14 protein-coding genes are annotated in these 20,850 nt (G+C 52.7%); 10 read left to right on the top strand and 4 right to left on the bottom strand.

Annotated elements, in window-relative coordinates:
• Positions 1–39 precede the first annotated feature (39 nt).
• Positions 40–1,071 carry a phosphate ABC transporter substrate-binding protein PstS gene (gene pstS / locus RHM56_RS19450; RefSeq protein WP_322235061.1) on the bottom strand — a complete coding sequence of 344 codons (1,032 nt, stop codon included), beginning with the start codon at positions 1,069–1,071 and terminating at the stop codon, positions 40–42.
• Positions 1,072–1,594: 523 nt separating this feature from the next.
• Here pstS and RHM56_RS19445 point away from each other — a divergent pair.
• The 3 genes from RHM56_RS19445 (at position 1,595) to RHM56_RS19435 (ending at position 4,215) form a co-directional block, all read left to right on the top strand.
• On the top strand, positions 1,595–2,578 hold the full coding sequence (locus tag RHM56_RS19445; protein WP_322235058.1) for a DUF1852 domain-containing protein: 984 nt from the start codon (positions 1,595–1,597) through the stop codon (positions 2,576–2,578).
• Between the two features lie 26 nt (positions 2,579–2,604).
• The gene (locus RHM56_RS19440) at positions 2,605–3,633 is read left to right on the top strand and encodes a methionine synthase (protein WP_322235055.1); all 1,029 of its coding nucleotides are present in this window, start codon (positions 2,605–2,607) and stop codon (positions 3,631–3,633) included.
• A 72-nt stretch (positions 3,634–3,705) separates the two neighbouring features.
• The gene (locus RHM56_RS19435; RefSeq protein ID WP_322235053.1) at positions 3,706–4,215 is read left to right on the top strand and encodes a flavin reductase family protein; all 510 of its coding nucleotides are present in this window, start codon (positions 3,706–3,708) and stop codon (positions 4,213–4,215) included.
• A gap of 169 nt (positions 4,216–4,384) precedes the next feature.
• On the opposite strand, the gene RHM56_RS19430 is transcribed toward RHM56_RS19435, so the two are convergent.
• Positions 4,385–6,253: a DUF2075 domain-containing protein gene (locus tag RHM56_RS19430; RefSeq protein WP_322235051.1), complete on the bottom strand. Its 1,869-nt coding sequence runs from the start codon at positions 6,251–6,253 to the stop codon at positions 4,385–4,387.
• Positions 6,254–6,277: 24 nt separating this feature from the next.
• Positions 6,278–6,661 (bottom strand): nucleotide pyrophosphohydrolase, encoded by a 384-nt coding sequence (locus RHM56_RS19425; RefSeq protein ID WP_120731560.1) that lies wholly within the window; start codon positions 6,659–6,661, stop codon positions 6,278–6,280.
• Between the two features lie 1,173 nt (positions 6,662–7,834).
• On the opposite strand from RHM56_RS19425, the gene zorA1 reads away from it, so the two are divergent.
• From zorA1 to RHM56_RS19390, 7 genes are all read left to right on the top strand, one after another.
• On the top strand, positions 7,835–10,027 hold the full coding sequence (gene zorA1, locus RHM56_RS19420) for a type I Zorya anti-phage system protein ZorA1 (protein WP_070413305.1): 2,193 nt from the start codon (positions 7,835–7,837) through the stop codon (positions 10,025–10,027).
• Between the two features lie 13 nt (positions 10,028–10,040).
• A complete protein-coding gene (gene zorB1, locus RHM56_RS19415; RefSeq protein ID WP_070413306.1) occupies positions 10,041–10,784 on the top strand; it encodes a type I Zorya anti-phage system protein ZorB1 in 744 nt (247 codons plus the stop codon).
• Positions 10,781–12,406: a type I Zorya anti-phage system protein ZorC gene (gene zorC, locus RHM56_RS19410; protein WP_106116481.1), complete on the top strand. Its 1,626-nt coding sequence runs from the start codon at positions 10,781–10,783 to the stop codon at positions 12,404–12,406. The genes zorB1 and zorC overlap by 4 nt, the downstream gene beginning before the upstream one ends.
• The gene (gene zorD, locus RHM56_RS19405; protein WP_070413307.1) at positions 12,406–15,654 is read left to right on the top strand and encodes a type I Zorya anti-phage system protein ZorD; all 3,249 of its coding nucleotides are present in this window, start codon (positions 12,406–12,408) and stop codon (positions 15,652–15,654) included. The genes zorC and zorD overlap by 1 nt, the downstream gene beginning before the upstream one ends.
• 270 nt (positions 15,655–15,924) lie before the next feature.
• Positions 15,925–17,334 (top strand): DUF262 domain-containing protein, encoded by a 1,410-nt coding sequence (locus RHM56_RS19400; protein ID WP_070413308.1) that lies wholly within the window; start codon positions 15,925–15,927, stop codon positions 17,332–17,334.
• On the top strand, positions 17,327–19,300 hold the full coding sequence (locus tag RHM56_RS19395) for a GmrSD restriction endonuclease domain-containing protein (RefSeq protein ID WP_070413309.1): 1,974 nt from the start codon (positions 17,327–17,329) through the stop codon (positions 19,298–19,300). The genes RHM56_RS19400 and RHM56_RS19395 overlap by 8 nt, the downstream gene beginning before the upstream one ends.
• Positions 19,301–19,918: 618 nt before the next feature.
• Positions 19,919–20,128: a hypothetical protein gene (locus RHM56_RS19390; RefSeq protein ID WP_070413310.1), complete on the top strand. Its 210-nt coding sequence runs from the start codon at positions 19,919–19,921 to the stop codon at positions 20,126–20,128.
• Here the strand turns inward: RHM56_RS19390 and RHM56_RS19385 are convergent.
• The gene (locus tag RHM56_RS19385) at positions 20,125–20,802 is read right to left on the bottom strand and encodes a hypothetical protein (RefSeq protein ID WP_070413311.1); all 678 of its coding nucleotides are present in this window, start codon (positions 20,800–20,802) and stop codon (positions 20,125–20,127) included. The genes RHM56_RS19390 and RHM56_RS19385 overlap by 4 nt on opposite strands.
• Between the last annotated feature and the right edge of the window lie 48 nt (positions 20,803–20,850).

The following is a 20,850-nucleotide window of genomic DNA, read 5'->3' as shown; positions in this document are numbered from 1 at the left end:
CAGGGCTGAGCGCACATGCCGAGAGAGGCCTCACGAGCGTTACTGGATGTTGGCGGAAGCTTTGCGAACTTGATCAACAACCGAAGGTGGCAGCGGGATGTAGCCCATCGAGTCGGAGATTTTCTGACCTTCAGTCAGGCCGTACTCAACCATTTCACGCATGGCTTTGGCCTTGCCCGGGTTTTCGTTGTGCTTGCGGAAGATCATCCAGGTGTACGTGGTGATCGGGTAAGACTTGGCACCGTCCGGATCCGGCAGCCAGGCCACCAGGTCTTCAGGCATCTTCACCGCAGCCAGGGCTTCGGCGCCGCTTTCAGCGTTAGGCACCACATACTTGCCTGCCTTGTTTTGCAGTTGAGCGAAGTCAACTTTAGCCAGCTTGGCGAAGCCGTATTCGATGTAGCCAATCGCGCCAGGGGTCTGGCGAACGGTTGCCGTCACACCATCGTTTTTCGGCGATTTGATGAACTTGTCGCTGGCAGGCCAGTTAACGGTGTTGCCTTCACCCAGGTCTTTTTTGAACTCAGGGTTGATGGCGGCCAAATGCTTGGTGAAGACCGCGGTGGTACCGCTGGAGTCAGCACGCACAACCACAGTGATTGGCAGGTCTGGCAGCTTCAGGCCAGGGTTGGCGGCGGCGATCTGTGGATCGTTCCACTTGGTGATCTTGCCCAGAAAGATGTTGGAGTAAACATCGCGTGGCAACTTCAGCTCTTTAGGATTGCCTGGCAGGTTAAACGCCAACACGATTTCACCGGCGGTCATCGGCAGCAGCTGCACGCCTTCGGCAACCTTGGCGATGTCTTCTTTACTCATCGCCGAGTCGCTTGCTGCGAAATCAACGGTCTTGTTCAAAAAGTCTTGTACACCCGCACCGCTGCCCTTGGACTGATAGTCCACGGTGACGCCTGGGGTTATCTTGCTGAAATCCTTGAACCAAGTCAGGTAAATCGGAGCCGGGAAGCTGGCGCCAGAACCTGTCAGACGTACACTTTCAGCAGCAAAAGACATTGAGGTTGCACAAAGAGAAACCGCAACGGCCAGTGCAGCAGACTTCATTAAACTTTTCATCGAAGGAGTTCCGTGTGAGATCGGGCCCGAGAACTTTGCAACAATGATGTGACACTTTTATGAATGGCGAACGGTCCTACAGGCTCCGGGGTGAGTCAGATGGGGGCCAACACAGGGGTTGCAGCCTTTAAAAGGCTGAACTTAAGGCCCTCGGGGATGAAATATCTTCGTAACAAATTACGACCGAATCATGGCGAAATTCTTCGCCATTTGCCTCAGCAAGCCCGAAATTCCATCCCAAATGCTCGCGTCGACGGGCTGATCGGACCCTAGACATCAGCACCCACTGACGTTCATGGCCTCGATGACCTTGCTGGCGGCACACACACACACACAGCCATGAATATGACTAATGTTTCAGTGAAATCAATTCATTGTTCCTCATGCAAAGGCTCGGCATAGAATGCGTCTTAATGAAAGAAACTATAAGTACGGCTCATTAGAAAGCAGAAAAATAATTGAGCGGTGCTAGTAAGGCCGGAAGTAGATTCAGGTCATCTCAGAATTAGGGCGTCAGATAATCATGAGCAAAGAATTTGCATTTACGATTAAAAGTATTTGTTTTGATGAGGACTATCAGCCCTCAGACACTACGCGTACTACCACCAACTTTGCCAATTTGGCCAGGGGCGAGAGTCGCCAAGAGAATTTGCGCAACACGCTAACGATGATTGATAACCGTTTTAATGCCTTGGCGCATTGGGACAATCCCGAAGGCGATCGTTATACGGTTGAGCTTGACATTATTTCCGTTGAGATGAATGTTGCTGTTGAGAACAGTGATAATGCCATCCCTTTGATTGAAATACTGAAAGCGACTATTGTTGACCGTAAAACCAACGAGCGCATTGAAGGTATTGTCGGGAACAACTTCTCATCTTACGTGCGTGACTATGACTTTAGTGTTCTATTGTTGGGGCACAATAAAGGTCGGGCCGAATTTAGTATTCCAGACGATTTTGGTGATCTGCATGGAAAATTGTTCAAGTGTTTTGTGAATTCAAGTGCTTATAAAGAGCACTTTAATAAGCCGCCGGTTATATGCCTGAGTGTTTCGAGCAGCAAGGTCTATCAGCGTACTGAAAATCAGCATCCGGTATTGGGTGTTGAATATCAGCAAGACGAATACTCATTGACGGATGAATATTTCAAGAAGATGGGGTTGAAGGTTCGTTACTTCATGCCTCCCAATAGTGTTGCGCCTTTAGCTTTCTATTTTTCCGGTGATTTGTTGGGTGATTACACTCCTCTTGAACTCATCAGCACCATCAGCACCATGGATACTTTTCAGAAGATTTACCGGCCTGAAATTTACAACGCGAACTCTGCCGCCGGGAAGTGCTATCAGCCAAGTTTGAAACATCAGGATTATTCATTAACGCGAATTATTTATGATCGAGAAGAGCGCAGCCAGCTGGCTATCGAGCAGGGGCGGTTTGTTGAGGAACACTTTATCAAGCCCTATCAGACGACGCTTGAGCAGTGGTCCGCCAGTTACGCGCTTTGACTCATCCCAAATACAAGGTATTTATTATGAAAAAGTTATTACCCACATCAACGGCTGGCAGCTTGCCTAAACCTTCTTGGCTAGCACAGCCTGAGACACTTTGGTCACCTTGGAAGTTACAAGGTGAAGAATTGATTGAAGGCAAGCAAGATGCGTTGCTTTTGTCATTGCAAGAACAGCAACACGCGGGGATTGATATTGTCAGTGATGGTGAGCAAACGCGCCAACACTTCGTCACAACGTTTATTGAACACCTCAGTGGCGTAGATTTTGAGAAACGTGAAACCGTTAGGATTCGTGATCGCTATGATGCGAGCGTACCGACGGTAGTGGGTGCTGTTACTCGGCAAAAGCCGGTTTTTGTTGAAGATGCCAAGTTCCTGCGTCAGCAAACCAAGCAACCCATAAAGTGGGCGCTGCCAGGTCCGATGACAATGATCGATACGCTTTATGATAGCCACTATAAAAGTCGCGAAAAACTGGCGTGGGAGTTCGCTAAAATCCTCAATCAGGAAGCCCTGGAGTTAGAGGCTGCCGGCGTTGACATTATTCAGTTTGATGAGCCCGCCTTTAATGTGTTTTTTGATGAGGTAAATGATTGGGGAGTTGCAACGCTAGAAAGAGCCATTGAAGGCCTTAAGTGTGAAACGGCTGTGCATATTTGCTATGGCTATGGCATCAAGGCCAATACCGATTGGAAAAAGACGCTGGGCTCAGAGTGGCGACAATATGAAGAGGCTTTCCCGAAACTGCAAAAATCCAGCATCGATATCATCTCGCTGGAATGCCATAACTCTCATGTACCAATGGATCTTATTGAACTGATTCGAGGTAAAAAAGTCATGGTCGGGGCCATTGATGTGGCTTCCCACACCATCGAAACGCCCGAAGAAGTAGCCAATACCCTACGAAAGGCACTTCAGTTTGTGGAGGCTGACAAACTTTATCCTTGCACTAACTGTGGCATGGCCCCATTGCCTCGCCGAGTTGCAAGAGGCAAGTTAAATGCTCTAAGTGCAGGTGCAGAAATCGTCCGCCGAGAACTTTCGAACTAATCGTGGAGTGTCTGGGGGGATTGCCGGGATGCCTCAGGCCTTTCGAAATGCCCCCACTATTCAGGACTGCCTATGTCACTACTCAGTACGGCTATCGAGCCATTGAGCTTTCGCGAAGCGCTCGGGCATTACGCATCCGGCATCACGGTGATTACTTCCCACCTTGATGACGAGCCGATTGGCTTCACCTGCCAGTCGTTCTACAGCGTGTCAATGAACCCGCCGCTGGTGTCATTCAGCGTCATGTCCAGCTCGGCCAGCTACCCCAAAATTCGTCAGGCAGGCCGATTCGCGGTCAATATCCTGTCAGGTGAGCAGGTCAGGATCTCCAACCAATTCGCCCGGCGCGGCGCGGACAAATGGCATGGAGTCCAATGGCAGCAATCGCCGCTGGGCAATCCGGTCATAGCCGGCAGCCTGCACTGGCTAGATTGCGAAATTCACGCCGAATACCCCGCAGGTGATCACCTGATCGTGATTGGAGAAGTGAAAGCGTTAAACCTGCAAGACGCTGCTGCGACACAGCCATTGCTGTACTTCAAAGGGCAGTATTGCAACCTTGAGGCGCATAGCGGGGTTTGAGCGTTTAGCTGCGCCGTCCTCTTTTACGCGTCAATCAATCGAGAGCTTTAGCCTGGCCAGACGTCGAATCTTGCGGTTCGAACCATGCAGGCCAGGAACTGCAGTGCCTGTTATCTGCTTCTATGGCAGGAATCAACGTTTGCGCAAGCACGGGTAGCAAACGATAGCGTCAATGATTGCTGTGCTGGTTAAGCCGACTCTCGAAGTATTGCGCAGTCTCTTTGTCGGTGCAGTACAGGTAGCAACCCTTCATCCCGCGTGTCATCAGGGTTCGGTATGTATTTTTGATAATCACGTCTGTTTCATTTTTCGCGAGGGTAGGTTGCTCTTTCATCATTTTTTTCCAGCCGCGAATCGATTTATCGTGCTTGTCGCGCTCATCCGGGGATGTCACTACCTTACCGTCACGTACGACTAGGTCTGGCCCGATGATCACCCCGATGTAATCGACTTCCAAACCTTGGCAGGTATGAATGCAGCCAACCTGCTCGATGGAGTTCTCAGCGATGATCCATAGGCTGCCATCCTGGTCCAGGTTCCATTGGCGTTTGTAGTCACCAATGACGATATCAACAGCGGAGGGGTCTTTCTTGCTCAACCAAGGCCAGCAATAGCCCGCGACCACACGAGCCTTGTTTCCATGGTTTTTCTCGTCAATGGCGTTATGCAGCGCCTGAGGTGAGTCGAATACCTTGAACTCGTACTCCGAGGTGCTGAGCGTCGGATTTGCTGTCGAGCGAATGCCAAGCACGTCATCCAGCCATGCCATGTAACCGTCAGAACCACTGCAGCGAAACTGTGAAGACAGCACATATTCCTCGACTACAGCACCCTTGGCTTTGGCAAAGGCGCGTATTGCCTGCTTGCTGCCTATGTCGCTCAGGGTCACACGCTGGTCTTCATCGATGAAGAAAATTGAGCATTTCGCTGATTCAATCAGCTCCTTGATCTGGTTTTCGCCAAGGTTCCCATAAAGACCGCTTTTCTCATTCAGCCGGTGAGCTTCGTCCACGATAAGCGCATCGAATGTGTTGGGCTCAGTGTCGATGAACGCCCCAGAGCCTGAAAAGAAATTCGAGAAATGGCTGCGTTTTATGGTGCCAACCAGTTTGCTTTCGTAGACCTTGCGTGGGGCGGCATTCTTCGAGACATATTTGCTTAACAGCCTCAATTCTGTGAGCCTCACCAGTAAATTGATAGCTAGAACAGTTTTCCCGGTGCCCGGCCCCCCCTCAATGATCAGCACCTTTGGTGCCTGGTCCGAGGCTTCGCTTGCTGCCGCAAGCGCTGATTCAAAAATTGCTTTTTGATCGTCAATCAATACGAACTCTGGCTTGCCTGTCATCAGCCCTTCGAGGGCTTCGGCTAGCGCTTTGGATGGACGGATTTTCCCATCGGACAGTTCGTAGAGAACCTCTTTGTTGTCGCCGTGAGCAATATGCTTTTTCAGGAAGCTTCTGAGTTTGGTGAGCTCATCCGGCCCTTTCAGGAACAGTGGGGCTTTGCTGATGTGGGGCTCGTAGTGAGCTGAGTCGATGATGCCGTCGCTGACGTAGTTATGAAGGTAGGCACACGGACGGATTTCGATGCTTTTGTCATACACCGCTTCGTTGAAGCCTTCCAGCAGCGCGGCGTATGACCATACTTGATAGGACGGGTGAATGGTCTCAACGAGGCCGCCACCCAATGCCGTTTTGACGATGGCATCCTTGGTAGTGGCGCTGGCCTTGCTCCATTGCTTCAATTCGATCAAGACGGCTTTTTTTGCCTGATTTTCGTCGCGACCGGTGAGCAGAAAATCGATTCGCTTCGACGACTGCGGAATGTGCAGCTCAATGGCCAGGCCCGCGTCGCTCGGCAGGCCTTCATCCCTAAGGACCTTGGCCATATACGTTAGAGATCCTTGCCACGACCTGATTTCCGACCTGCTAACGTTCTTGCCGGTGGCTTCCTTGAAATGCCTGAGGATCACGTCCTCGATGTCATCGTTATCGTTGTCTTTTAGAAATTGCTGTTTGGTCGCAGCGTAAACGATCACGGGTTGTCCTTAGATTCGGGTTGATCAGAGTCGGTCGTACTTTTTGCTGCTGCTTTTGGCTTTATCCACGGGGTATTTCTGGCCGTTCGAGGCGAGTTTCCGTGTCACCGCCTCGTTGAGGTCGATGCCGAGCACGCTGCTCAGGCGAACCAAATACATCAGTACGTCCGCCAATTCGTCTTTTACGGCGAGGCCGATTTCGGGATCTTTAGCTACGGAGAGCGAATCGGCATCGCTCATCCATTGGAAAATCTCGCACAGCTCTCCCACCTCCCCAGTGAGCGCCAAGATGAGATTTTTGGGGGAGTGGAACTGCTGCCAGTCGCGATCATCTGCGAAACGCTGAAGGGATGCGGCAAGCTTCACTACATCAACCAGTGGTGCGGATGAGCTGTCTGAGTCACTCACGGGGCTATCTCTTGGGCATTAGTGGGGAGAATGTGTAGGAGATCCGGCCTTGGATTGTAAGAGTTTTTTCTGCTTTCGCAGATTTTTTTGCGTTTTTCTCACATGTTAGCTGCCGGCAAGAATTGCTAGCTAAGAAAGAGCTTGGTCAGGAGTCGATAGGGGGGGGGCGATCTACTCAATCGCTTGGCACCAAGGCAGTCATCAATGAACTTTGGTTGTTAACCGGGGGGGGCGGGCTAGCCACCCGCGTGCCCTAGGGCCCGGCGGGTGAAACGACGAATTTTGGACGGGCTGTCACAGGTTGGCATCGAGCAGTCGGCAATAACGATTGCATTCGAGAATGTGTCAGTTGAGATGTGGGACGTAATGTGGAGATTAAGAGACCATGAAAACGCAAAAACCCCCGGAATCTGAGTGATTTCGGGGGTTTTCGTTGTTTCATTTGGTGGGCCGGGGTAATCTGAATTGATTCTGTATCATATTGATTTTTATTGATTATTTTCGGTTAGATTTTCTATTGGAATACCTTATGGAATACCATTCGAGAATCTTCTGAAATTCCTGCCTTTACGTCGACCAAAGCTCAATTCCACAGCTGTACTTCGGATTTCGCCTTTGAGTGGAACCAACGGCTACTGATAGCGATTGCTGGCGCTTGGTTCATTCCTTCACTCGCTCTGGCGAGTCGGCGCGTGCCTTATTGCTGTCGCGTACGGCAAATGCGCTCGTGCTCCAACTCCTCAAGATGTCGCTCGTATTGAGCTGATGGTTCGCGAATTGGCTGTGCAGAATCAAAGTTTCGACACGGATTAAATTGCAGAGGGGCTGGAGGGGATTTGGTGTCTCTGTACAGTGGTCGCGGAGCACGCACCCGATAAGCCTATCGGATCTCTCAGATCAGGGATCCATTGATCGCGTCCGGCTTTACGACGGTCAAGGCTCAGGCTAAGGTGCTGGCATAAGGACATGATTTTCTAACATTTGTCCACGGAAGGTTCCTGATCAGTCGTAGTGAAACTACCGCCCTTCCTTTCCGACTTTGTTGTGCCCTGAAAAACGCGTGCCGAGCAAGGTGCTGTCATCGATCACCAACGGGATTGGCGATTGACGCATCAATGTGGTTGTTGCAAGCGTCCCGAACATCAAAAAATTGCTAAATTGAAGGCGGAAAGTATGGATTTTTCGACGCTGTTGCATCTATGGGGTGCAGCAAGCTCCGAGCAGCTGATCGCGCCAATAACGGTAGTTGGCTTCGTTTTCATTTTGTGCGCTTGGTACTTTGTCCGTTATTTTTGTCCATCCTTCAAACTTAGCAGTCAGCTGAAAAAACTGACTAAACGTGTGCACGGTGTGAAAGCGCTCGCCCCGTCTCAACGGCGCTCTGAATTGGAGCAACTGTTCAATGGAAGCAAGCTGGAGCACTCTTGGCACGAATACGCTGAAACGCTGCACGACCAGTTTGAGTTTCAAGAAGGCGAACAGGTTCTTGTCCGGTCGCGCGCCACCGCCGGAGCCGCGCATTTTTTCTCACCTCAAAGCGTGGTTGATACCCCGCTGGGAACCGAGTTCTATAAACACCTGCCTGGTATTTTGACCGGCATCGGTATTGTCGGAACCTTCTTCGGCTTGATGCTAGGCCTACAGCATTTTGATCCAAGCACCCCTGAGCAGGTAAATGCCAGCGTCGATAAGCTGCTCAAGGACGTGTTGTTTGCGTTCATCGGCTCCTTTATTTCAATCATGGCCTCTATAGCCGTCACTATTACTGAAAAGTGGCGTTTGGGGCAGTGCTATAGGCTCCTTGAGGCTTTCAACGAAACCATCGACGGGCTTTTCGACAGCGGTGTCGGTGAGGAATATCTAGCGGAGCTTGTGCGCTCGAGTGCGGAAAGCTCCGTGCAAACCCGTCAGCTCAAGGACAGCCTGGTAACCGATCTGCGGGAAATGCTGCAGAACCTCGTTGATACCCAAGTCCGCGAAAGCCTCAAATTAGCGGATACCTTGTCAACGACTTACCGTGACTCTGGGCAGTTGTTGGCCGATCAGGTAAGCAGTGCGATTGAGAACAGTCTCAAATCCCCCCTTGAAGCTATCGCGGGTGCGGTTCAGGCTGCCAGTGGCGATCAGTCAGGGCAAGTACAGAACCTTCTTCAGGATGTTCTAGTTGCCTTCATGAACAAGCTGGAAGGTACGTTCGGCCAACAGTTCAACGGTCTACACGAACTGATGGGCCAGTCCGTTGCCGCCATGCAGTCGATGCAGCAGGGCTTTTCGACGCTGATCCAGGATATGCGTTCGGCTAGCGAGTCCTCGACCCAAAACAGCTCGACCATGATCGCCCAGTTACTCTCCGATATGCAGGCCGGACAGAACGCCATGCAAGCGGGGATGAACGAGATGCTCGCCAATCTCCAGGCTTCGGTTGCCCGGATCGGCAACGAAGGGGAGGGGGCAGGTGCTCGAATGGCCGAGCAGTTGGAGAAGTTGTTTGCTCAAAGCGAGACTCGCCAACAGGCAATGGCTGAGAATCTCCAGGCTTTTGTTGAGTCGATCAAGCAGAACATCGGCCAAGGTCAACAGGACACCATGGCGAAAATTGCGGGCTCCGTTGAGGTGCTGGGTGAGCAACTCTCGGCAGTCTTCAAGCAATTGGAGCGCGGCCAGCAGCAGATGGATCAAACCACCCGCGCTGCACAGGCTGACCTGCATCAAGGCACCCGTGACTTGGTGGGCGGTCTTGACGAACAGGTCAAGGCGTTGCTGCAAACAGTGTCAGAGCAACAGAAATCTGCACAGGACACCGTTAAGGCATTGAGTGCCCAAACAGAGCAGCATTTGCAGAGCATGCAGCTAGGCGCAGACAAGATGCGGGCGGCGGCTGAGCGGTTTGAAACGGCCGGACAAAGCGTTGCGCGAGCCAGCGAGTCGACCGCTGGGCTGATGGGCACAGTCCAGGGCGCAGGTACTGAGCTTGCACAGGCATCACGTGAGTTGAACACCGTGGTCGCGGACTATCGAAACAATCGTGAAGCGCTTGCAAAAACTCTCGCGGTCATCGAAGGGGTTGTCGCAAGCGCACAAGGTGAGGCCAGCGGTCGCAGTCAGTATCTCCAGGACCTGAAGGTGCAAAGCGAGCGGATGCAGGCGCTTAACCGTGAAGTGTATGAATACCTGGAAAACATCAGTGGTGTGCTGGGTAACGGCTTCAAAGAGTTCGGTAATGGCATGGAAAGCGCATTGAAACAAACTTTGGGCAGCTTGGATAACGAGCTTCATAAAGCGGTGACTAGCCTCGCGGGCGGTGTAGACGGGGTCAAGGACAGTCTCGAGGAGTTTGGTGAAATCATGGAAAAAATCAGGCGATAACGGAGGCTAGTCGATGTTTGGTAAGCAAATGCCTTCGGTTGCCCGTTCAAAAGACGAGGGAGAGAAGCCTTTCTGGATCTCCTTCGCTGATTTGATGACCGCTATGATGATTCTATTTCTTGTGGTCATGGTGGCAGCTTTGAGCTCTGTGACACAGCGCATTAACCAAGCGGAGCAAGGAGAGAAGCAGCGTAATAGGGACATTAGTCAGATCTGCGAGGACCTGAGCCTTAAGGCGAAGACTGCCAGTAAAACTATCGTCGTGGATTGCAAGGACAACCGAATTAGCTTCGGGGATGCTGGCCGCTTTGGTCATAACCAGTACGCGCTGAGCAACGATGGCCAGTCGGCACTTCAGGAGGTTGTGCCAATGATTCTGGACGCGGCTAACAGTGAAGAAGGCCGAAAGTGGTTCAAACAGGTTGTGATCGAGGGATCGACAGACACCGACGGTTCTTATCTTTATAACCTGCACCTTTCACTGCAGCGTTCAGAGTGGGTGATGTGTAGTCTGCTCGATAGCCGCAGCCCGCTCCAAGTCGGATTGTCGGGGGAGCACCAACAGCAAATCAGATCGATTTTCCTGGCGGGCGGTGTGTCGTTCAACAATGCAAAGGACACCAAGGAAGAAAGCCGGCGAGTGGAGTTGCGCATGCAGTTCTTTGGCTTGAAGGAAAAGGAGGACAACCTCAAGCCAGAGGTACCGGTGTTCAATAACACTGATATGGAAAAGTGTCAGTTGGCGATGAGCCGATGACTAGCCCAATCGCGAGGCTTTCCGCCGCTATTAACCTGAGTCTGTTGGCACATCGCACGGGGCCGGCGCCTGAACCGTTGGCGCGATTCCCCCGTCTGGGTGCTGCGGGAATTGATCTTTACGAAAGATTCGAACGCGCTGAAAAAGCTTTGCCGCCACCTCAGGAAAAACGCCGCGCTGCGATAAACAAATTCCGCAATGTACTCCCACTCAACGCCTCAGAATGGCGTTTGGTTTTTGCCGGTCTCTCGGACAAGAGTGAGCGAGTCGGACCGATACTGGACGATGACCAGCTTTTTGACCGAGTGCATAAAGAAATCCATCACCGCATTGAAAAACGGAGATTGAGCCGCCGAGATTGGTTGGCGCTGTGCTTTAGCTACTTTGGGTACGAGGCCGCCACGCCTGATCAAAACGCCAATTGGTGTGTGTTGCGGGCAGACGTTCAGCTTGGCTTCGAATGCGTCAGAGGTCAGCAAAAACGCGAGAAGGAATGGGTGCATATCGTCCAGCAGCATCAGGAGCTTTTTTCCGAGCAGGCAGGTGCCAGGCTGGGTGACCAGATGTTCAAGGGAGAGATCAGCGACCTTTCGGCATTGCAGACGATTGCGCAGATCCCTGACAGCAGTTGGCTGTGGCGAAGGATCTTTAACGTACTTATCTCTCGTATTTTTATGTTGGATGACGCCGAGTTTTCTCAGCGCTTAGCCGACCTTGTCGACATCGGCCGGCAGCATCCGCGGCACATGAACGACATTCTGAGTGCATGCCTGTCGCGTTATCACTTGGCAGCGTATCGAGAGAAGCCGTCGTCGCTGCTCAAACAGGTCGCCCTCGACAACTGGGGTAGCCCTCAGATCCGTTCCAGACAAAACAGCTGGCTGCAGTACGTTGAAAAAGATGTCTGTGCAATGGTCGTTGCGTGGTTCGCGAAGGAAGATCTGGAGCACTTCTTCAACCTGTTGAAGGGAGACTCCGAGGTTGATCAGTCGCGCCTGTATTACTGGCTAAGATTTGCCAACCAAATGAGCTACACCCGAATCGTCATGGGCTCCGACGCCTGGCAAGACAGTGGGCGGGACTTCGTTCATTTCCGTGAGAAGAACAAAGGGCGCTTGAGCAAGTTGGTAGGCGGTCCCGGGCACAATAATGCTGTAGTCATGCAGATTGGAAACTACTTTTTCGTGGAGTTTTCTGGAACAGGTAATGCCTGCTATGTGTACAAAGCAGATAATTCACCGTTCAATCCGGACAAATCTCAGCTTGCACTTAAAGCAGATCTGAAGCAGGCAAGTGCTTTCAATCCTATGCGGCATTCACCTGCACCTAGCCGCCCAAATCGCGTAGAGGGCTGGCTCAGCAAATTCGATGATGCCCTCGAGAAATTGGGTATTCGTGTGCAAAGTCAGGCCGGAGCGCCAGGTTCAGCCAAACCATTGCCTTTCGAAGACCAAGTCCGTGACGCCCTGAAGTCGGTCAAACACAAAGTCTATGACCAGCGCGCGCGCGGCGGTGCGTTTCAGGTCCAGCTCGATGACAACGATCTGGCCGCTGTTGCTGCGCTCCAACGCCTGGGCTTCAAGCCCGTCAATCACCAGCCACTCCGGTTCTGGAGACAGTAATGCTCAAGCGTTTCCTCAAAGGCATTGGCCTGCAGCCGAATTCGGCGGTAGAAAATACTGAGCCTGTTTTTTCCATTGAGGAGCAGGGCATTTGTTATCCCCTGAGCTTGGCGGAGAATACGGAGTCCTGGCCGCTGGCAAGCTATCTAGATCAGTTGGAAGAAGAAGAGTTCGTCTCCCAACTCAGCGATGGCTGGCTGCTGACATGGGATGAGCTCTATCGGCTTCTGGATGAACCAGAGCACTTAACAAGCGTGCCGCTATTGGGCTTGCCATCAAAGACTGCACTCATTCCTCAACTGAGCAGCCAGGGCAGTCTTGCCTCCGACGACTTCAAAGTCTCCATCAGTGGATGGCGTGACCCCCAGTCCAATGCAAATGTGCAGGTGCAGCGTACGGGCGCCATTGTCCAGTATCACGGAACAATGGAAGTTCTGCCTGAGTCGTGCTGGAAACTGACTGGTGCGGTACGACAACTTTATCTGGCTCAACAAAGTGAGCCAGGTGAATTAACCAACCAGGTCGGCTGGGCCAGTATCAGGAAGCTGGCGCGCAAGGCGGGTGCCGGTTTGGATGGTTTCCTGGATAAGACCGTCGTTATCAAACCTGAAAGCTTGCGACTCAACCCGCGAAAATCGACAGTAGGTAATACGCCGGTTATCGAACTGCAACCAACTTTCGAAGGTCAGCCGGCAAACTGGCTTGAGAGTTTTGACGGTGCCAATCAGGTTCAGGATCGATATCGGGTGATCGGTGATGATGGATCGTTAACACACGTCCTGATTGAGCCCGAAGTCAAATCAGTATTGGACTATGTGCGCTCGTTGCCCGGGCGTCGGGTCGCTGGCGACGATGCTCTTTCATTCGTCCGCAATCCGTACAGCGTACTCGGCGAAAGTGCCGCGCAAGTGCTGGATACCGAGACCTATGAAGACGACCTGGCTGAGGCTGGGATTTTCTTTCACCGCTTTCATCTGGAACCCAAAATGGATGAAGCGGAACATCGCATCGAGCAGGTAAACCTGACGCTCGAACCGATCTCGCAAACCCCGCAAGCGCCCATCGAAGTCGAGTTCAAAGCGGCTTATGAACTCGCGCCATTCGTGCATGAGTTGCAGCTGAAATTGGCCGCTGGCATGCCAGCTGGTTTCTGGCAGGGCTATGAGCTGGAACTCAGCGATTTTGATTTGCGCCAGTTGGCAGGCATCAGCGATCTGCTTAAGCGTTGGCAAAACGAAGCGGCCGGTACTGAGTTCGACTCAGTCCTAGACCTGTCTCTTTACGGCGACCGTGTGACTGGCATCGGGGAAGCGGAAAGAATTACTTCGCCTTTCCTCGTCAAGGAGGCGACCGAGAACTGGTTGCCGAAGGATGTGGCGGCGCTGGGCATTGACGCAGAAATTTTTGGGCGTTGGGATCCATCCGACCGTGCTCAATTTGAAGCGTTTGAGCAGCGGCTGGACGAAGCTCGCGCTGCCGGTGATGAAACGGTCTGTTTGCCAGAGTCCGAAACACCGCTGTCGATTGCCGCCGCCGAGCAACTGTTTAATGCCTGGTCCAAGAAGATCGCCCCTGTCGAGACCGGCCTGGTCCAGCAACAGGAAAAAGTTGGTCGCGCCGTACTGCAAATCGGCCACAACATCGACGAACCGACCTACGTTGAGATTCGCCAAGCAGCATTACGCGCCGCTTTGGATGCAATACCAGAGTTGCCCAGCTTGCTCAAGCCTGAGGTCGTATTGCGTGAGCACCAGCTTCAAGGCGTCGCGTGGTTGCAGCATTTGTTCCGCTTGTCCCCCGCGGACGTGTCAGGTTGCTTGCTCGCTGATGATATGGGGCTTGGGAAAACGATCCAGTTGCTCACCTTCCTTGTCTGGTACCTGGAAAAATATCCACAAGACAAACCGACACTTATCGTCGCCCCAGTTTCGTTGCTTGATAACTGGGAGCGTGAGCTTCATCGGTTCTTCTTCGCTGATGCGCTACCAGTGTTGAAGCTCTATGGCTCAGCCTTGAGTGCAGTGAAGTTCAAGAAGGAAGAAATCCCTGCTGACTTGAAAGCCAAGGGCATCAAGAATTTGCTGCGCCCAGGTTGGGTGGGCGGCGCCCGAATCGTCCTGACGACTTACGAGACACTTCGCGATCAGGAGTTTTCCCTGGCGCGCCAGCAGTGGTCGATCGTCGTGTGCGATGAAGCGCAGAAGCTGAAGAATCCCGCGGCACTGGTGACTCAAGCGATCAAAGCCATTCCTGCAAGATTTCGAGTGGCGTGTACCGGTACGCCTGTCGAGAACACCCTGATCGATCTCTGGTGTCTATTCGACTTCATTCAACCAGGTTTTCTAGGGGGATTGAACCAGTTCGGTCGCGAGTATCAGCGCCCAATCGAAGCCGCGTTGGAGCGTGACACGGTTGCCCTGGAGCGCCTTCGAGGGCTTATCGATCCGCAGACTTTGCGCCGAACCAAGCAGGACATTGCCAAAGACCTGCCCGCCAAAATCGAAGACACAGCATGCCGTTCACTTAGCATGCATGCCTTGCAACGCAATCTGTACCTGTCCGAAATATCCGCGTACAGCCAGAAGCAGCAGATCGAAGAACAGCTCGATCAAAAGACCTCCGGCATGCTCGGGTTGCTGCACAAGCTCAAGCTCATTTGTGCTCATCCTTACAGCGTTCAGCCAGACAAGCGATTGCGCGACAACTCGCCGAAGCTGCAATGGTTGATGCAGACCCTTGAGTCGATCAAAAGAGCTGGAAATGGCGACAAGGTCATTGTCTTTACCGAGTTGCGTGATATTCAGCGGGAGTTGCAGCACTCGATCCAGGAGCATTTCGGGTTTCGGGCAACCGTCATCAACGGCGATACCAGTACCAGCAGCCAGAGTGCGAATAGCCGGCAGCGGCTGATCGACCAATTCCAGGAGCTGCCGGGATTCGCAGTCATCATTCTGTCGACCATCGCTGTCGGGTTTGGGGTGAACGTGCAGGCAGCCAACCACGTCATTCACTTCACCCGTTGCTGGAACCCGGCCAAGGAAGATCAAGCAACTGACAGGGCTTATCGGATTGGGCAGGAGAAGGATGTCTATGTGTACTACCCGACGGTTCGTGATGCGCAGATGCCGACGTTCGAAGCGACACTCGATGAGTTGTTGAGTAAGCGGCGGGCGTTGGCGCGGGACATGTTGAGTGGGGCTTCGGATATTCAGGCTTCGGACTTTGAGGCGCTGCTGAAAACACGCTGAGCCCGACTTGCAGGAAAACGTTGCTTGGCGATATGTCAAATATAAGTACAGGTAAGCACCTGCTCGGGTTTGCAAATAGGCAAAAACCAGCCAAGTGGCGCTTGTCTGGTACAACCTGTGAGCGGATTGCTTACCTGTGCACACGTCCAGTATTGGCGCCGAAAGCTCAGCGGCTTACTGTGCGCAGCATCCGAGTCTGCTGCCCACCTTAACCCGCTCTCCTGAGCAAGGCATGATGCAAGAACTCCTAACCGGAAGAACCCGACTGCTATGACCAATCTGAGCACGGAAGCGATTCACCTGCCGCAACCCACTGAACTATCCAGCCAGATCGTCAGTGTCTATGAACTGCTTATGGATTCTGCGCTGGATGTTCCCCAGTACCAGCGTCCCTACAAGTGGACCGGGAAGAATATCAACCAACTGTTCTCCGATATCGCCATCCACAAGGACAAGTCCGCCTACCGCTTGGGCACTATCGTTTTTCATCAAGAGGGTGGGACAAGGAACATCGTCGACGGCCAGCAGCGGACTGTCAGCCTGCTGCTGGCGGCCCGTGCGTTGATTCAGCGTAACAAAGAAAAAAAGCTCGAACGCAACGACCTGCAAGAGCGCCTGCTTAAACTTGAGCAAGCGATGGTGAACCCAAGCTTTAGCAGCGAGATCTCGCAGAAGAACATCCACAGCAATTACCTTGAGGTGGCCCGCATAGTTTCCCGTGCGGACTTCACCGAGGTGCATATCGACTTCTTCCTGAACAAGTGCCAGGTCGTGGCCGTGGCCTTGAACGATGTGTCGGAAGCCTTCCAGTTCTTCGACTCGCAGAATGCGCGGGGCAGGGACCTGGAGCCCCATGATCTGCTCAAGGCTTATCATCTGCGTGAATTCGGCCCGCATGACGAGCCATTGAAGGCGGCAACTGTAGCGCGTTGGGAGAACAGCGACTCCAAGGAGTTAGCCACACTGTTCTCCCAGTACCTGTACCGCATCCGCAACTGGTCGAAAGGGATTTCGGCCCGTTACTTCAGCAAAGATGACAGCGACTTGTTCAAGGGCGTGAACATCGACACGGTGGCCAGCTATCCCTATGTGGAGCAACTGCGCATCGCTCACCATTTTGTCGATAACTACAACGGGCAGTACGAGCGCAAGATCGACTCGCGCGAGCTCGGTTTTCCCTTCCATCTGGATCAGATCATCATCAATGGCCGGCGTTTTTTTGAGCTGATCAGCCACTACCAGAGCAAAGTGGCGCGGATCAGCGCCGAGTCCTGGAACGGGCATGAACTGGCGGGGGCTGAGGGGCTCGATGGCTATGCGAAAACTATCATGGATACCCTCAATACTTACCCGGCAAGAACCCGAACCGGCGATTGTTATGTACGGGCGATGTTCGATTGCCTATTGATCTATTACATCGACAAGTTTGGTCACGCGGATATCTCCCGCGCCATCGAAAAGGTTTTCGTCTGGGCCTATAGCCTGCGCCTGAAGATGCAGGTAGTGCAGCTGGCAAGCATGGATAACCATGTGCTGGAGAACAATCTCTTCAGGTTGATCAAGGAAGCCACACGTCCTTGCGACTTTATAAACTGCAGCCTGGCGGTGTTGAGCGGTACGAAGTCAACCAGGACCGGTGAGATCGAGGCTCTGTTCAAGGCGATGAAATATTATGAGTAATGAAATCAGCCAGCTTTCCATCAAGGCGCTGCTGAGCGGTAGCGTTGAGTATGTTATCCCGATGTATCAGCGTAATTACGCCTGGGAGGAGGGTGAGATCACTCAGCTCATTCAGGACGTGATCGACTACCTGCCAACGACCTCTGATAAAGCGCGCAATTACTACATTGGCACTCTGGTGGTGTATGAGCGCCCGGATAGCAAAACCCCGGTGTTTGAAACCATTGACGGCCAACAGCGGCTGACGACCCTGTCGTTGTTGACGTCGTATCTGAAAAACACCCGGTTGGTGGATCTCGCCTGGTATTCGACTTTGAGCATTCACTTTGACAGCCGCGAGAATTCGCGCGCGACCTTTGCGGCCATCTTCGAGGGGAAGTTCAACGACGATCCTGCCGAGGTATTGGTCGAGAGGCAGATCAATACCGGCATCCTCAATGGCTATCGGCTGATCCAGAAAGTCTTGCCTCAGAAGCTGAAGGAGAAGGGGATTTCGCCTCAGCAATTCGCCGACTACTTGTTTGACTACGTACAAATCATGCGGGTAAAGGTACCGGCTGATACGGACCTGAACCATTACTTCGAGATTATGAACAACCGCGGTGAGCAGCTGGAAAAGCACGAAGTGCTCAAGGCGCGGATGATGGAGAAGTTGCAGGGTTGCGAGCAGAGTCAGAATTGCTTGCACGCAGTATGGGAAGCCTGCGCCAACATGGAGCGCTATGTGCAAATGGGCTTCACGCCTGGCCAGCGAGGCAGCATTTTTGGCGAAAAAAACTGGGGACAATTTGAACTCGCTGACTTCGATTCGCTTCGGGCTGCGTTGCACAGTACGCAAGAGGTGGCTGCCCAGCAGGACAATCGCTTGACCCTTGATCAGATCATTGCCAAGGCACCAGTCGCTGCGAAGCAGGATGAGCCAAGTGAGGACTCGCCAGAGCGTTTCAACACGATTATTAACTTCCCGAACTTCCTGTTGCATGTGCTGCGCGTCGATATCCAAGCGGACATCCCTCTGGATGACAAGCGCCTGCTCGACACCTTTGAAGAGTACGTATTAAAACAACCCGACCCAGTGGCCGCGGTGAAGCGTTTTACCTTCAGCCTGCTGCGCTGCAAGTATCTGTTTGACCAGTATGTAATCAAGCGCGAGTTCATCAAGGGCGCTGATGGCTGGAGCTTCAAACGCTTCAAGTGGAATGAGGGCGGTGAGCGCAGCCGCGCTGGTCGAGGAAGTTATGTGAATACCTTCGGCGAAGAGGACGGTAATGAAGGCATCAACCGTCGCATTCTGATGCTGCTGTCGGCATTTCATGTTTCTACGCCAACGCTGGTCTACAAACACTGGCTGAATGCAGCGCTGCATCACCTGTTTCATGCTGATCAGATTGACGCTCAAGCTTATCTTCAGCACATGGAGTCGGTCGCCAAGGCGTTTGTCTTTGACCGATTTCTCGCTCCAGAGACAGGCCTGGATTACTACGCGATCATTTATCAGAACAAGGGTGGATGTCAGACACGTCGCGAAAGCATTACCGCGGAGAAAATTGAGTCCAGATTGACGTTTGGCAACATCGAAAACAACCTGGTGTTCAACTTTCTGGACTACCTGCTTTGGCTTGAGCACGGCGCAAGCGAGCCGGTTAAATCCTATGAATTCACTTTCCGTAGTTCGGTAGAGCATTACTACCCGCAGCATCCATTAGACGGACAAGTTCAGCTCGACGCTGGCGCGCTGAATTCGTTCGGCAATCTCTGCCTGATCAGCCATGACAAGAACTCACGCCTGAGTAATTTCATGCCCGCGGCTAAGAAAGAGTTTTATAAGAACAACACCATCGACAGTGTTAAGCAGTATCTGATGATGGAAGCAGAGCCTTGGGAAGCCGGTGCTATATGCACACATTCCCAACACATGAATAACGTGTTGCTCAGGAGCCTCGCCAGTAAACACGAAACCGAGTAAACCCTGCAGGATGCATCTGGTTACTCAAGAACCTCGCTCTGAACACCGCATCCGGAATGGCGCTCAGACCCAGGATGCGGTTCTCAGCGAAAACTGTCGGCTCAACCGTTCACGACACTCCCTGTCGCGAAGGCCCCTCATGCTTCTCTCATCAACAGGCAAAACGATGGTTTTCATCGACCCGAGCCACTGAGATCTGTAACCCCGAGAGGCCGCACCATGAAAAATCTGTTCGCAATTGTTGGCGTCATCGTCGTCGCCAAGAAAGGCTACGAGTTCTTCCGTGAATACATGGAGATGAAACAAGAGCTGGAAAAACGAGCGGCTGAATCGGCCTGACAACTGCGGCACTGTCGACCGCGTTTTTTTCACCACCAGCAGGTTGTTCTCTAATGCCCTGGCCACCACATCCCTTCACATTCACCTGCCCCCAATGCCATTGGCATAAAACAACTGTGCCACCTAGCGATGCGTTGCGTGAGGGCAAAGACTGGTTTTCAGCTTGCCCTGCATGCCAGCATGTCGACCTGGATGTCCGGCCTGCGACGGGGCTGGAAATCTTCAAGGCCAAGCTGGCGCGACCGTTTAGCTAAAGTCTCATTCAGTTCGAGGTTTGCGATGTGTAAAGATCAAGCTGAAGGTTACCCGGACACCCCATCACCCTCGGTAGTCGAAGCAGAGGGTGAGGTCGAGTACAGCGAGGAGTTCGCCGCCATGATCCTCGAACAGGAGCAGAGCGGCTGTTTCCAGGAAATTGATGTCGACGACATGCTCGCAATGCTCGACCGCATGATCCTTGAGGCCCAAGGCTTGGGCAGTGTGCATTAGCTCTCCAAGCAGAGCGTCAACAACTGATCCAGCTTGCATGGCGAGACTTGGCCGTCCATGCCCCAATGATCGCAGGAGTATGTGCCGCCGCGCACCGCTTTGCCTTCGTCGTCATAGACGGCAATGACCGCGTTCCACAGTGATGCCTTTGGTGCTTCGCTCAGAGGATCCAGGCACAGCAGATGAGTGGGTTGGTAGACACCGCCATCCTCATAGCCCTGATGCCCCACGACCATCAACCAGTGGCCTTCCAGCTTCGACCAGCTCACGCAGACCAGGACGACAGCGTCGCTTTTAATGGCGTCCTGTACAGCGTCGACGATCTCTTTCTTATTTCCATTGATCAGCTCAGACAAAATTCCCTCACCCCGAAAATGCCCCGCCAGGCCAATCAGGTCCTTGGTGGTTGTGCCCCGGGAAACCAGTGCGCCATGCTCTCGAAGTGCATTACGGAATCGGCCATCGCGACTGCGTCCATCCCAGTCGCCCATGTAGGCGATATGTTCCCTCTCAAGCGCACCCAGGGTAATCAGACCCATCATCAGGGCGTAGGGTCCGCAAGCGGCATCAGCATCTCCTTGACGCATGTGTATCAGGCCCGGTTTGTCGAGGGCGCTGGTAACAGGGCCGTCGGGGGAAACCATTAGCCAGGGACTGACAAACATTTTATTCATTGCAAATTTCCTTGTCGCAAAGCTTTGACCGCAAAGCGGTTGCTTCCC

Origin of the sequence: Pseudomonas sp. CCC3.1, from assembly GCF_034347405.1 — a bacterium.
Lineage (GTDB): Bacteria > Pseudomonadota > Gammaproteobacteria > Pseudomonadales > Pseudomonadaceae > Aquipseudomonas.
The sequence above is the reverse complement of the archived record's forward strand: the minus strand, read 5'-3'. Positions and strand labels throughout refer to the sequence as shown.

Excerpts from the sequence above, each read along its gene's own strand:
- pstS (WP_322235061.1), bottom strand. The coding sequence starts at position 1,071 with ATGAAAAGTTTAATGAAGTCTGCTGCACTGGCCGTTGCGGTTTCTCTT.
- RHM56_RS19445 (WP_322235058.1), top strand. The coding sequence starts at position 1,595 with ATGAGCAAAGAATTTGCATTTACGATTAAAAGTATTTGTTTTGATGAG.
- RHM56_RS19440 (WP_322235055.1), top strand. The coding sequence starts at position 2,605 with ATGAAAAAGTTATTACCCACATCAACGGCTGGCAGCTTGCCTAAACCT.
- RHM56_RS19435 (WP_322235053.1), top strand. The coding sequence starts at position 3,706 with ATGTCACTACTCAGTACGGCTATCGAGCCATTGAGCTTTCGCGAAGCG.
- zorA1 (WP_070413305.1), top strand. The coding sequence starts at position 7,835 with ATGGATTTTTCGACGCTGTTGCATCTATGGGGTGCAGCAAGCTCCGAG.
- zorB1 (WP_070413306.1), top strand. The coding sequence starts at position 10,041 with ATGTTTGGTAAGCAAATGCCTTCGGTTGCCCGTTCAAAAGACGAGGGA.
- zorC (WP_106116481.1), top strand. The coding sequence starts at position 10,781 with ATGACTAGCCCAATCGCGAGGCTTTCCGCCGCTATTAACCTGAGTCTG.
- zorD (WP_070413307.1), top strand. The coding sequence starts at position 12,406 with ATGCTCAAGCGTTTCCTCAAAGGCATTGGCCTGCAGCCGAATTCGGCG.
- RHM56_RS19400 (WP_070413308.1), top strand. The coding sequence starts at position 15,925 with ATGACCAATCTGAGCACGGAAGCGATTCACCTGCCGCAACCCACTGAA.
- RHM56_RS19395 (WP_070413309.1), top strand. The coding sequence starts at position 17,327 with ATGAGTAATGAAATCAGCCAGCTTTCCATCAAGGCGCTGCTGAGCGGT.
- RHM56_RS19390 (WP_070413310.1), top strand. The coding sequence starts at position 19,919 with ATGTGTAAAGATCAAGCTGAAGGTTACCCGGACACCCCATCACCCTCG.
- RHM56_RS19385 (WP_070413311.1), bottom strand. The coding sequence starts at position 20,802 with ATGAATAAAATGTTTGTCAGTCCCTGGCTAATGGTTTCCCCCGACGGC.